General features: G+C 60.1%; 11 protein-coding genes. 7 read left to right on the top strand and 4 right to left on the bottom strand.

The window, feature by feature from the left end:
• Positions 1 to 8 precede the first annotated feature (8 nt).
• The 3 genes from J3U87_RS13795 to J3U87_RS13785 all read right to left on the bottom strand — a co-directional run bounded on the left by J3U87_RS13795 (position 9) and on the right by J3U87_RS13785 (position 3,496).
• Entirely contained in the window at positions 9 to 1,754 is a 1,746-nt protein-coding gene (locus J3U87_RS13795; protein ID WP_237383631.1) for a sensor domain-containing diguanylate cyclase, read from the bottom strand.
• A 244-nt stretch (positions 1,755 to 1,998) separates the two neighbouring features.
• Positions 1,999 to 2,829, bottom strand: a complete 831-nt coding sequence (cysQ, locus tag J3U87_RS13790; RefSeq protein ID WP_237383630.1) for a 3'(2'),5'-bisphosphate nucleotidase CysQ — start codon at positions 2,827 to 2,829, stop codon at positions 1,999 to 2,001.
• A 58-nt stretch (positions 2,830 to 2,887) separates the two neighbouring features.
• Complete coding sequence (locus J3U87_RS13785) at positions 2,888 to 3,496, bottom strand: nitroreductase family protein (protein ID WP_237383629.1); 609 nt, start codon at positions 3,494 to 3,496, stop codon at positions 2,888 to 2,890.
• A gap of 371 nt (positions 3,497 to 3,867) precedes the next feature.
• On the opposite strand from J3U87_RS13785, the gene J3U87_RS13780 reads away from it, so the two are divergent.
• Both J3U87_RS13780 and J3U87_RS13775 read left to right on the top strand, forming a co-directional pair.
• Positions 3,868 to 4,182, top strand: coding sequence for a DUF1820 family protein (locus J3U87_RS13780; RefSeq protein ID WP_237383628.1), 315 nt, complete (start codon positions 3,868 to 3,870; stop codon positions 4,180 to 4,182).
• Positions 4,169 to 4,717, top strand: a complete 549-nt coding sequence (locus J3U87_RS13775) for a D-glycero-alpha-D-manno-heptose-1,7-bisphosphate 7-phosphatase (protein ID WP_237383627.1) — start codon at positions 4,169 to 4,171, stop codon at positions 4,715 to 4,717. The genes J3U87_RS13780 and J3U87_RS13775 overlap by 14 nt, the downstream gene beginning before the upstream one ends.
• A gap of 548 nt (positions 4,718 to 5,265) precedes the next feature.
• Here the strand turns inward: J3U87_RS13775 and nrdR are convergent.
• A complete protein-coding gene (gene nrdR, locus J3U87_RS13770) occupies positions 5,266 to 5,736 on the bottom strand; it encodes a transcriptional regulator NrdR (RefSeq protein ID WP_237383626.1) in 471 nt (156 codons plus the stop codon).
• A gap of 761 nt (positions 5,737 to 6,497) precedes the next feature.
• On the opposite strand from nrdR, the gene J3U87_RS13765 reads away from it, so the two are divergent.
• The 5 genes from J3U87_RS13765 (at position 6,498) to J3U87_RS13745 (ending at position 13,033) form a co-directional block, all read left to right on the top strand.
• Positions 6,498 to 7,250: a phosphoadenylyl-sulfate reductase gene (locus J3U87_RS13765; protein ID WP_237383625.1), complete on the top strand. Its 753-nt coding sequence runs from the start codon at positions 6,498 to 6,500 to the stop codon at positions 7,248 to 7,250.
• 365 nt (positions 7,251 to 7,615) lie between these two features.
• Entirely contained in the window at positions 7,616 to 7,897 is a 282-nt protein-coding gene (locus tag J3U87_RS13760; RefSeq protein ID WP_237383624.1) for a DUF2061 domain-containing protein, read from the top strand.
• Between the two features lie 81 nt (positions 7,898 to 7,978).
• Complete coding sequence (gene cysD / locus J3U87_RS13755) at positions 7,979 to 8,974, top strand: sulfate adenylyltransferase subunit CysD (protein ID WP_237383623.1); 996 nt, start codon at positions 7,979 to 7,981, stop codon at positions 8,972 to 8,974.
• A gap of 173 nt (positions 8,975 to 9,147) precedes the next feature.
• Positions 9,148 to 11,022: a sulfate adenylyltransferase subunit CysN gene (cysN, locus tag J3U87_RS13750; protein WP_237383622.1), complete on the top strand. Its 1,875-nt coding sequence runs from the start codon at positions 9,148 to 9,150 to the stop codon at positions 11,020 to 11,022.
• A gap of 169 nt (positions 11,023 to 11,191) precedes the next feature.
• A complete protein-coding gene (locus J3U87_RS13745) occupies positions 11,192 to 13,033 on the top strand; it encodes a nitrite/sulfite reductase (protein WP_237383621.1) in 1,842 nt (613 codons plus the stop codon).
• The last annotated feature ends 384 nt before the right edge of the window (positions 13,034 to 13,417 follow it).

Raw genomic sequence — 13,417 nt, 5'->3', positions numbered from 1 at the left:
AAGGCGGTTCACCGATAGCGTTCGTGCGTTTCGTAGAACCGCTCTTTGGCTTCATACATTCTTTCGTCTGCAAGATTAAAAACTTTATCGATGGGGGTCTCCTCGGAAGAGGCCGCACCGACACTCATTTGAAGCGGTTCGACTATTTTATCTCCATTTTCGCCCGGAAAACAATAAGTGGCATCTTTTTGAGCGGTGTTGATGCGGTCCACCAGCACCAGAACACCTTCAATTCCAGTGGAAGGAAGCAAAATGACGTACTCGTCCCCACCAAATCTGCTGAGAACGTCGCTCTCCCTGATATTTTTTTTGAGCAAGCTGCCGCAGGCCTGAATCAAGGTGTCGCCCGCCAAGTGGCCGTAGACGTCGTTGATGCGTTTGAGCCCGTTGATGTCGATCACCACGATGCCGAAGTTGAGGCCCACCTTGTCGGCCTTCTCCTTCTCCTGTTCGAACCGCTTTTCGAAAAAAGCGCGATTGAAGGTGCCGGTCAACCCGTCGATGTGAGCCTGGCGTTCCAGGTTGGCCACCAGTTTGAGGTTGTCCAGGCGCGAGCCGACCATGTTGAGGAAGATTTTCAGGATGCTGAGGCGCTTCTCTTCCAAAATGGGCGATTGGACCATGAAGAAGCCGGTACCGCCCGAGAAGCTGCCCGACAGGGGAAAGACCTGCCAACCCAGGCTTTCGAGCCCCGCCATGGTGCTTTCGGCGAATAGTCGCAGGAATTCCTTGCGATCTTCCGGTGCGACATTGCGAAACACCGCCTGTTCCACGTTGCGGCTGGGCGTTTGCTTGGAAAGCAACACCATCGGCGTTTCCTTTTCGGGGAAGAGGTAGTTGGCCAGTTCATCCAGGACCAGTTCGAACAGCGATTCGAGATCGTCGCTGTTCTGAAGCGCGGCACCGCGCCGCACGATGGAGTTCAGGATGCGGTTGATTTCTTCCAATTCGCTGAGGTGGCTCTGGATGCTCATGGCCAATTCGATCGTGCGGCTGGAGTTGGTGACCGTCAGCACGAAGTCCTTGCCGGCTTTGGAGAATTCTTCGGTCATGTACCCGCTGCCCGCGCCGCCCTCCATTTTGCGGGTCAGTCGGTGCTGCAGCAGGCGTCCCTTGGAAATCGGACAATCCTCGCAGGCCTCATCGCGGCGATAGAGCATCTCGTAGCAGGTGTGGCGCTTTTTGGTGTCCGGGTTGTAAAAGGCCATGAGCACCGAGTTCAGCCGCGCGTTGTGGTGCAGTACCTGCTTTCCGGAATCGATCATCATGACACCGGCCGAGACACCTTCCATGATCTGGGGAATTTGGGTCAGCTTGCGTTCGGTATTGCTGAGCTTGTGGCGCAACATGCGCTGTTGGGCCTTGGCCTTCTCCACATGCTGATCCATTTCGGACCGGATCTTTTCCGCGTTTTCCTTGGCCCCCTTGAGCGCGGAAACCATTTGGGTCTTGTCGTCCAGAAAGCAGACCGCGTGATTGTGGAGCAGACGGTACTCGCAGGTCATGAACGCTTTCTGGCCGCAGAACTGGCCCTGACCCGCCTTTTTGAACGGCACGCCCTGATCGAACAAGCGCCGAACCTGGCAGTCGTCACATACCTCGGGCGAGTCCCACAGGACCTCATGGCACTTTTGGCCCACCAAGATGTCGGGACTCTTGTTGGCGTATACCACCTGGTAGCCGCGATCGATCACGACCACTTTGAAAGGAAGATTCTCGAAGAGTTGCAGGTCAGGATCGGGAAACTTCACCATGTCAAGGCCTTACATCGGCTTCGCGGAGCACGTCGACACCATCCCCGCTGACGCCGATCCGAGGATCGAATGAAACGGGAGCATGACGGCCTGGGCGCACCATATCCCTTTGAGAGAGCGAATTTTGGAAGGTACTGTTGTTCGCTGGTTTTTGGACCTACAGTATGCCTTACCGCGACCCGGAACCGCAAGACCATTCGCACAGGACCCCACGCGCCGCCGAGAGGGTCTCGCAACCGCCGTCCTATCGGCTTCCAGCCAGGATTCGTTCGGCCAGACCCGATCCGGCCGCGGCCAGAAAACCGCCGTCGTGTTTCATGACTTCCTTGTTGTAGGTCAGGGGTCGGGCCTGCCAATCCCAGACTACACCGCCCGCTTCTTCGGTGATCACCTGGGCCGCCGCCACGTCCCATTCGCGCAGGGGGTGCATGCGCGGATAGAGGTCCACCTGGCCTTCGGCGATCCGGCAAAACTTCAGCGAACTGCCCAGCGGCACCGATTGGGGGGCATCCAGGTGATTCAGGAATTCGGTCAGGCGGGGATCGGGATGGGACCTGCTGACACCGATGCGCAGTGCCCGCTCCGAGGTGGGCCGCACGCAGGCGAGGCGTCGTGCCGTGCCGTCTCGTTCCGCCAGCCAGGCGCCCTGGCCGGCCGCCCCGAAGAAGGTTTGCCCGGAGACGGGTACGTGGACCACGCCCAGCACGGCCCGAGTTCCCTCGATGAGGGCGATGTTGACGGTGAATTCGTCGTTGCGGTTGACGAACTCGCGGGTGCCGTCCAGCGGATCGATCAACCAAAAGCGCGAATAGTCGCGGCGAACCTGGAAATCGGGGAGTTCGGCCTCTTCCGACAGCACCGGAATGTCCGGAAACGATGCCTGGAGAGCCTGGGTGATGTGGTGGTGGGAGGCGCGGTCGGCTCGGGTGATCGGCGAGCGATCGTCCTTGTAGCTTACCTGGTGATCGTCGTCGTAGACCTCGAGAATGAGGCCACCGGCCTCGATCGCGATGCGGTAGGCCGGCTCCATGAATCGGCGGTAGGGCTCTTCGAGGTCGCAAACGGTCGGCAACATGTGTTCCTCCACGGGAAGCTCGATCACGGATGGGATCCGGGTTCGGATGGTTTCTCGATCAGCTTTCCACGAATACGATCTTTTCTTCGACGGGACCTCGCTTGGATTTGGGCCAGCAATCGACGGGATACCCCATGTACAGGAACCCGAAGCATTTCATGCGGCCCTCGAGCTGCAGGAAGGTGCGCAGCTTGGGGTGATCCAGGTAGCGCGGTGAAGACCAGATCAGGCCGATGCCCAGGGCGTGGGCGGCGAGGTGCAGGTTTTGGGCTGCGCAGCCGACGGCGAGGATTTCCTCGTACTCCGGCAGGCCGCACTTTTCGCTGGGTTCCATGATCAGGGCGATCGCCAGCGGGACATGGGCCAGGCGAGCGTGGATCTTTTCCAATTTTTTCGGGGTGAAGGCATCCCCGGCGGTCGCCGTGTAGGTTTCCGCCAAAACCTTCGCGAGAGCCGCACGGCCATCCTCGCGATAAATCCGGAACCGCCAGGGCTCGGTGAACTTGTGCGTCGGTGCCCAGTTGGCCGCTTCCAAGATCGCCAGCAGTTGGTCTTCCGGGATGGGATCCGGTTTCATGCGGTTCGCAGGCAGGCTTCGGCGTTCGCGAAGATGGGTCAAAATCAGTCGGGCTCGTTCGTCGCCGGGGACGTGCAGGTCGTCGGGCATGCGCCAAAACCTCCGAATGTCGGACGTGGACCGGATCCACGGTGAATGTGGGGGCGATTCGCGTATTGGGTTCGGAAACGAAATCCTCATTCGTCCCCGAACGGTCCCGCCAGACTGAGCTGATTTTTGGATTTCGGCTGGCGTGTTCGGCCAAGCCACGCGATCTCGAGTGCTTGGCCGAAGTCCGCTGGGGCGAGAATCGAGAGGGCGCCTCACGGAACGGGACGCCGGATCGATGCCAAGAGCTTCCAAAAACGCCGTTTCTGGACGGACCCTATTCTAGCCGGGATTGAAAGAGCCCATCGAAAAAAACCACTGTTTCTGGATGTGCACTTGCTAGAATATCCATTCCCCGAATGAAGGAGGAGGCCGTGTACAAGGTCCATTTCCGCCTCAAGGAAGAGGAATACCAACTGGTTGCGGAATCTCTCGATTTAACCCATCCCTACTTTGTCTCGATCAAGGACATGATCCTGGATTACGAGGAGGGCATGGTCGTCAACCCTCACCTCGAGGCTACCAAAAAGCGATTCGCCGACATTTCGTCGATCATGATTCCCCTTCAGAACGTGCTCTTGATCGAAACACTTCAACCGAAGGCGAAGCCGAGCCCCAAGTCGGCCCCTGTGAACAGCAACATGCGCGTCGTGGTCATGCCCAATCAGGATGAAAATGACGAGGACTAAAGTCCCAACCGTTTTTCTGGATCGAGACGGTGTCATCAACCGTCGGATCATGGCCGACTATGTGACTTGCCTGGCCGAGTTCCAGCTCCTGCCAGGCGTGCTGGAGGCCATCGCCCGGTTGACCCGGGCCGGTTTTCGATTGGCCGTGGTCACCAATCAACGCGGCATCGCCGTCGGCCGCATGAGTCGCACCGACGTGGATCGGGTCCATCGCCATTTGAGCGAGTGCGTCGCCGAGCTGGGTGGTCACCTGGCCGAGTTCTACGTGTGCCCCCACGATCGCGACGAGGGTTGCGGCTGCCGCAAACCCGATCCGGGCCTACTGGATCAGGCCGATCGGGCCCTCGCCGTGGATTGGGAGGCTTCCTTTCTCGTCGGCGACAGCGACAGCGACATCCGCGCCGGCGCGGCCCGCGGTGTCACAACCGTCAAGGTCGCCGGCAGGGGGGAGGCGATCGCCGATCACTACGCCGCCGACCTGCCCGAAGCCGTGGCCTGGATCCTCGATCGGTTGGAGGGAGGGTCCCCGGTTTGACATCGCGGTGACTCCCAAATTTTTTTCTACCACAGAGGTCGCGGAGAACGCGGAGAGAAAAGGCGCTGATACTGAAGTAAGTGAATAAATTCAAATAGTTTAAATCGATCGTTGATGATCGACGATCCTCTCTTGAAACCAATCCGTTTGGCGTGCCCGAATGCCGAGAGACTCGCCGTGCCCAGTAGGTACATCCGCTGGATGTACTTTTCGGAGTGATCCGTGCGAGGTCGCTCCGAAAGGTGCGCCATCAATTGCCCTTCTTTTCCTGGTTTCCGAATTTCATGGGTTCCTGCTTCATTTTTTTAAAGACCGACCCATGACCCCTCGCCAGAACCAGGTATCCCAGCCCTCGGCCCGGGCAGCGAAATTAAAAAACTTGCGCATAGATACCCCGCAACCACCGAGCAATCCCCTCCAAAAACCTCCAAGTCCTCTTCTCCGGCCTAAGGGGATGTTGTCTCTTCAGGCGCACTGTCTTTTCTTTGTGTTCTCTGTGAACTCAGTGGTAATAAAAGACTTATGAATGAAGGGCCCCGTGCCAGGCTTTAGCCGTTCCCTTCGTCTTCGCCTTCGATCAATGGCTTCACCTCGCCCATGAACTCCGACACGTCCTGGAATTCGCGGTACACCGACGCGAAACGCACATAGGCGACCTGATCCAGCTCCTTGAGGCGCTTCATCACGATCTCGCCGATCTCGGTGGTCGAGATTTCCCGATCGGGTTTTTGGTACAGGACCGAGAGCACGTCGTTCACGGTTTCCTGACACTGGGCCATGCTGACCGGACGCTTCTGGCAGGAAGCCAAGATGCCGTTCAGCAGTTTGGTGCGATCGAAAAGCTGGCGCCTGCCGTCCTTTTTGATCACCATGAACTGAATTTCTTCGATCCGTTCGTAACTGGTGAAACGGCGGCCACAGGAGAGGCACTCGCGACGGCGGCGAATCAGTTCGCCGTCTTTACTTTCGCGGGAATCGACTACCTTGTCGCCCTGGTGTGCACAAAACGGGCACTTCAAGCCAGCCTCCCTTGTTCACGCGATGATGTTTTTTTGGCAAGGTGCAAAGTTTCCTTTGCGAAGCGCAAAATATCACTGACAGAGTATAGACTTTGAGGCGGCGGTGGTAAAGCCGCGATTCACGGGGATTTTGCCCATGGCATGTGCAACCCCGATTTGGCCTGCCCGGGGCTTTCCAATCCCGACCCGAAAAGCGGTGTATCGCTTGGCGTTCAAGGCTTGGACAGGTCGTGCCGGGTGCCCCTCCAGGGCGGATCCAAAAAAAACCTTGACACTCGATCGAAGACGCCTGTAACCTTGCGGCAACGAACGAAACGTACCATGAGGTAGCACCATGGCAGCCCACATCGCAAACAAAGCATCATTTGAAACGGCTTGTTGTATGGGTTGTTGTTGCTGCTGTATCCACGGCATGTCCGATGGGAACCGGGAAGCGCGCCTGCTTTAACAAGCTGAAGCCCCTCGCAAGGTACGCGTAAAAGCCTTTCTCGGAACTCTCGAGGAAGGCTTTTTGCTTTTTAGGGCTTCCTCTCCCAACTCCCACGCGATATGTCGACCGCTTGCGGGCTGAATGGGTCCGTACTGTCCAAGCTCCCCCCAAACCCCATTTTGGACAGGCTTCCCTTCACCCCGGCTCCGTCCGGCTCCCCAACCGGACGGAGTCCCTCTTCCCATTCCCTGCCCCACAAAAACCTATATACCTGTTTCTAGACGTTTTAAGTCGCAAGTTTTGCGCTCACGATTGCAAGGAGACGGCGGACATGACACTCCAAAGCAACGAAAAGATCGAGCACTGGCGATCCGAATTGGCATCCAAATCACCCGGCGACATCATCCGCTGGGTCGTGGAGACCTTTCCCGGAGACGCGGTGCTGGCTTCTTCTCTCGGCGCCGAGGATCAGATTCTCACCCATCTGATCGCGCGCCACGCCCCTGCGCTCGACATCATCACGCTCGACACCGGTCGGCTCTTCCCCGAAACGCACGACCTGCTGGACCAGACGCGGCGCCACTACGGCCTGCGGATCAAGGTGTACTTTCCCGACCGACATCGCGTGGAAGAGATGGTCAACGAGCACGGCTCCAACCTCTTTCGTCATTCCATCGCCAAGCGAAAACAATGCTGCGCGGTTCGCAAGATCGAGCCGCTGAAGCGGGCTCTGGCTGGTAAGTCAGCCTGGGTAACCGGTTTACGTCGCGATCAATCGACCAACCGAGGCTACACGGAAGTGATCGAGTGGGACGAGGCCAACCAAATGGTCAAGATCAATCCCCTTCACGACTGGACCGAAGCCCAGGTACGGCGCTTTCTCGAAGAGCAGCACGTTCCCTACAACGCCCTCCACGATCAGGGGTACCCCAGTATCGGGTGCGCCCCGTGCACGCGTGCGGTGCTGCCCGACGAGGATCCCCGGGCCGGGCGTTGGTGGTGGGAACCCCGCGAACACAACGAATGCGGCATCCACATCGTGAACGGCCGGGTCGAACGCAAGGTCCCGGTCTTCGTGGAGTGACGCACATCGAAACCGTCGTGCCGGCCTGACCCCGCGTCAGGATCCGGCAGCCGCACCACCGATTGGCGTCAGGGCTTCGGCGAACCCCCTTGGAACCGGCTCCCCCCAACGAATTGGCTCCAAGTGCCGCCGCGAGACCCCAACTCACGGGTTCGACCGCGTCTTCCAACCCCAACGAGACGTGCGAGAACGGGCCCTGACGCTGTCCTCCCTGGTGAACCACCCACGCCTCGTGGGTGGGAACGGGCGGCGTGCGGCCAGCGGTATCGATGGCGATGAATGAATGCAAACTTAATGAAAAAAATGACTTACTCGCGGTTCTAGAAACCGCGGGGCATCGCTTAGGCATAAAAAAGAGGTTTGTTTTGTCTCGTGAATCCCGACTTCGATCGGCATACAAAGCCCTTTCGTGGCGGCTGCTGGCAACCGCCGCCACCTTCTCCCTGGTTCTGATCATGACCGGCAAGCCCCTGCTGGCCGTTTCGGTCGGTGGCCTGGAAGCCGTCGCCAAGCTCGCACTCTACTTCCTTCACGAACGCCTTTGGGCCCATATCTCGCTCGGCCAGAAGGCCGGAACTTCCGGCGAGGAGCCGACCCCCGAGCCCATGGCGCGGTCCGGCGAGCTGAATCCGCTTACCGGCGACTGAGGCCGCAGTGGTGTTCCCACGTCGCGGCACGATTCCCGTCCACCCCCCCCGATTTTGCCCACGCAACAATGGAGTTTGATCATGGTTGAAGCTTTGGCCCCAGTTTTGGAACCGGCACAAACGCCGGCCTTTCGTCTGTTTCGCAATACACCGCGGCGACGTCCGACCCCCGACCGCTATCGTCTGTCCCACCTCCGCCAGTTGGAGGCGGAGAGCATTCACATCATTCGCGAAGTCGCCAGCGAATTCGAGCGTCCGGTCATGTTGTATTCGGTGGGCAAGGACTCGTCGGTCCTCGTTCGTCTGGCACAGAAAGCCTTCTATCCGGGCAAGGTGCCGTTTCCGTTGCTACACGTGGATACTTCTTACAAGTTCCACGAAATGTACGAGTTTCGCGATAAATTCACGCGCGAGAACGACCTCGACCTGATCGTGCACAGCAATCGCGAGGCCTTGGCCGACAATGCCAATCCCTTCGATCTGGGCACGGCCGCCTGCTGCGGCCAGCTCAAGACCCGGGCGCTGCTCGACGGCTTGGCCGCCGGCAATTACGACGCCGCATTCGGCGGGGCCCGCCGCGACGAGGAGAAATCGCGCGCCAAGGAGCGCATCTTCTCCTTTCGCGACCAATTCGGTCAATGGGATCCCAAGAACCAGCGTCCCGAGCTGTGGAACCTGTTCAACGGGCGTATCAAAAAGGGTGAATCGATTCGCGTTTTCCCCCTGTCCAATTGGACCGAACTCGATATCTGGCAGTACATCTACCTGGAACGAATCCCCATCGTCCCGCTCTACTTCGCTCGCGAGCGGGAAGTGATCGACACCGGCGGCACCTTGATCCCCACCGAGCGCTTTCCCTTTCCCGAACGCCTCGCCGGCCGGGCCAAACGCATCAAGTGCCGTTTCCGCAGCCTGGGCTGCTCGCCCTGCACCGGCGCCATCCCTTCGGAAGCGACCAACGTGGCCGAGATCATCGCCGAGATGTTGGAGGTCCGCACGTCCGAACGCGCCAACCGGGTGATCGACCACGACAGCGACGACGCCATGGAGCGCAAGAAACGCGAGGGCTACTTCTAGATCGTGCCCATCCGGAAGCGGGCTGGTTCGGAGGACCCGTTCCAAAGACCGCCGTTTCCGGATGGGCCCCGGCCCACGTGTCCGACCCATTCGCTGCAAGAGCTGATTCGGCGAACAACCGGAACCTTCCCTGAATCTTTCTCATCTCGGAACCACCATAGCGAGGAACCAAAGTGACCATCGATACTTTTCTGCGGGAACAGGAAACCCAGGAACTGCTGCGCTTTTCCACGGCCGGCAGCGTGGACGACGGTAAGTCGACCCTGATTGGGCGCCTTCTTCACGATTCCCAAAGCCTGTGCGAGGACCATCTCGCCGCGCTCGAAGCGCGCAAACCCAACGACCGCGACCAACTGGATTGGGCGCTGCTCACCGACGGGCTCAAAGCCGAACGCGAGCAGGGCATCACGATCGATGTGGCCTATCGCTTTTTCGCGACCCCGCGAAGAAAATTCATCATCGCCGATACGCCGGGCCACGAGCAGTACACCCGCAACATGGCGACCGGCGCCTCCACCGCCGATCTCTCGATCGTCCTGATCGATGCGCGCCACGGGGTGCGCACCCAATCCAAGCGGCACGCCTTCATCGCGGCCCTGCTGCAGACGCCGCATCTGGTGGTCGCCGTCAACAAAATGGACCTGGTCGACTTCGATCGGGCGGTGTACGAACGCATCCGCGCCGATTTCGATCGGTTCACCGATCAATTGGGCATCGCCCGCCCCAAGTACGTGCCGATCAGCGCTTTGCGCGGCGACAACGTCGTGCAGAAAAGCGAGGCCACACCTTGGTACGAGGGCGGCAGCCTGCTGGAAATCCTGGAGTCGGTGCCCGTGACCGGGAGTCGAAACCTCGAAGACCTGCGGTTTCCGGTTCAGTACGTTTCGCGGCCTCATGCCGACTTTCGCGGGTACAGCGGTCAAATCGTGTCCGGTGTGCTGCGCAAAGGCGACGAACTCGAAGTGCAACCCAGTCGGCGCCGCTCGCGGGTCACGTCCATCGTGACCTATGACGGGGAGTTGGAGGAAGCCTTCGCACCGATGTCGGTGACGGTCACCCTGGCCGACGAACTGGACATCAGCCGCGGCGCGGTCCTGTTCCATCCCAGCCATGCCCCCCAGGCCGAGCGCCACCTGGAGGCGATGGTCGTCTGGATGGACGAAACGCCGCTTCGGCCCAATGGCGCCTACCTGCTCAAGCACACCTCCCAAACCACCCGCGTCGTGGTCGACGACCTTATATATAAGGTAGACGTCAACCGCGTGGAGACCACGACGGGTGAAAACCTCCAACTCAACGAGATCGGCCGGTTGCGCCTGACGACCTTCAAGCCGCTGTTCTTCGATGCCTACCAGAGCAACCGCGCCACCGGCAGCTTCATCCTGATCGATGAGCAGACCAATCTGACGGTGGCCGCCGGCATGATCGCCGAACCGGAAGCCACGACCCGCGAGTCGCGCGAGGCGAGCGCTGCCGATGGCGAGCGGCACGTCAGCGAGACCGACCGCGCCCGCCGCCTCGGCCAACGACCGCTGACCCTCTGGCTGACCGGACCGGTCGCCGCAGGTCAGCCGGCATTGGCGCGGCGCATCGAACGGGCCCTGTTCGACCGCGGTGCCCTGCCGTTGGTCCTTCAATCCACGACCGAGCGACCGGTGTCCTCGGGTCGCCTGGCCGCCGATGCGACCCTGCTCAACAGCGCCGGCTTGATCGCCATCTGTGCCACGGACCTGCGGCAGGCGACCGACGCCAACCTGACCCGTGACCGGATCGGTCGCCACCGGCTGATCGAAATCGTCTTGGAGGCACCCATCGAGTGGTGCGCCAAACGCGATCGCGAGGGGCAGTACCAACGCGCGGCGGAGGATGCCGATTTTCCCCTGCCCGGCGTCAACGGCCCGCTCGAACCGCCCGCCCATCCCGATCTTCGGCTCCCCATGAACGAACTCACCGAACAACAGGCGCTCGACCGAATCTTGGCGTTCCTCGACGGCCGCGGCCTGATTCCCAAGGCTCTTTCGGCCGACTCCCGCGAAGCGACTCCCTGATTGTCCGCCGTGGAGAGGAAGCCCCCGGCAAGGCCGCCGCAAACGGCCCCATGGTGGGCTCCTCTCCCACCCCCACCGGACTCGATTCCAGTCACGCCACCCAGCAGTCGTTCCCCCAGCAACCTCTTCGCGGTCCATTACCGCACCCCCCACCACCGGAGACAGAAACATGAAAAGAAAGCCTTTCGAACCGAATCTGAGAACGCCTCTTGAAGATCAGAGCAAAGAGGAGATGAACAAACGCAACTCCAACGGCTTGACCGGCAATCTCTACGAGGATTTTCGCGACGACCGCGCCGACCTCGCCTGGGAAACCGAGCAGCTCGCCAAGAGTTACGGCATCTATCTGGAGTTCAACCGAGCCAAGTCCGGTCGTGAGAAGGACTGGATGTACATGATCCGGCTCGGCATTCCCGGCGGCGGCCCCATCACGCCGGAGCAATGGGACACCCTCGACGACCTGGCCAATCGGTACGCGCGCGATCCCGAGGGCAACCCCTCCATTCGCCTGACGACCCGCGAAAACGTCCAGTTCCATTGGGTCAAAAAGGAACACCTGGTGGATTTGATCCGCCTCAGTGCCGAGTCTGGGCTGCTGAGTCTCAACGGTTGCGGCGACAACGTGCGCAACGTCATGGCATGCCCCTTCTCTCACGGCAGCGACATCTTCGACGCCCATGCCTGGGCGGCCAAGGCTGCGGATTACTTTCGCCTGCCCGATACGCCCTTCATCCAGATCTTCGCGGTCGATCCCCACGCCTTTCGCGACATGGAAGACGCGGCCGGCGGGCAACGCTTCCAGTACGGCCCCGGTTTGTTGAACCGCAAGTTCAAGATCGCTTTCGGTGCGGTGCACCGCAATCCGGAAACCGGCGAGCTAGAACCCGACAACTGTACCGAACTGCGCACCCACGACATGGGCATCGCCCCGGTCATCGAAAACAACGCCGTGAATCGCTTCCAGATCTACGTCGGCGGTGGCCAGGGCGAGAAAAACGGAAAACCGTCCGCGTCCCTGCTGGCCCTGCCACTGGCCACCGTGACCGAGGACCAGCTCTTGGCCGCGATGGATGCGGTCGTGCAGGTCCACCAGACCTGGGGCGATCGCGCCAATCGTCACTGGGCTCGCTTGAAATACGTCGTCAAGAAACAAGGCATCGCCTGGTATCGCAACCAAGTTCAGGAACTGCTCGATTTCGATCTGGGCGATCCCGTCGAAGACCTCGACGTAGGTGCTCGTCACCTACACCATGGCTGGACCCGGGAACCCGCGCGCGATGGTGCCGAACCGACCTATGCCTTCGGCGCCTTCATCGAGAACGGTCGCCTGATCGACAACAGCCCCAACGGCCGCTTGAAAACCATGGTGCGCGAGGTGGCCGCGCGGTTCCGGACGCGACTTTACATCACGCCCAACCAGGATCTGGTGTTTGGCGGGATCCCTGCCGCGCAACGCGAGGAATTCGAGCAGGCCTTGGCCTCCTATGGCTTCGGCAAGCGCCACGGCAAGACCTATTCGGTGTTGCGCAAGCAGTCGGGCTCCTGCGTGGGCCGCGACACCTGCCGCCTGGCCTACACCGAATCCGAGAAATTCGAACCGGTCCTGATCGACGAATTGGAAGGGCTCGGTTGGGGTGGCCTGGCCACGAGCATCGGCATCACCGGATGCGAACGTCAGTGCTTCCGGCCCGCCACCAAGGCCATCGGCCTGGTCGGGTCCGGCAACAATCGCTACCAATTCAAGCTGTTCGGCACCGAGGACGGGCGTCACCAGGGCGTGCCCCTGATGGACGAGAATCTGGCCTACCTCAAATCCGTTCCCCGCGATCAGGTGCCCGTGGTCATCGACGTGCTCTACCGGCACTACATGAACGAGCGCCGCGACGGGGAGACCGTGGGCTACTTCAATCGGCGTCAAGGTACCGAACGTTTGATCGAAGTGCTCAAAAATCACCCAAAAACCGCACAATTAATGGAAAAGCCAGCCAAAAATCTGGCCGTGTTGGTTTAAACCTGAAGTGTGCGATTCGGGTGGATGCGATGTGCGAAGATGTTGGAGCGAAACAGTTTGGGAAAAGCGGAGGCGTACTTGGAAAGTACGTCGAGCATTTTCACAGGCTGTTGCAGCCCAACAGATTTGTGCAGCGCGCCGCCAAGAATCGCTCAATTTAGGTTAAAGTTACCTTGGGGCCAGTGCTCATGCCCGAGCGACTCCCTTCGGGCGGCCCCATTTTCCCCCCCTTACAACTCGTTCCCGTTCAGAATCGGACCGTACGCCCTTCCCCCGGGATGCACCGACTGGATGGGCGATGTCCCAGGTTTCGGCGAAGCGATGATCCCAAGTCGCCTGGTCGGATCCCGAGACAGAAAACCCGGCACTACCTGAATCGGGCGG

The organism is Sulfidibacter corallicola, assembly GCF_017498545.1.
Lineage (GTDB): Bacteria > Acidobacteriota > Holophagae > Acanthopleuribacterales > Acanthopleuribacteraceae > Sulfidibacter > Sulfidibacter corallicola.
The sequence above is the reverse complement of the archived record's forward strand: the minus strand, read 5'-3'. Positions and strand labels throughout refer to the sequence as shown.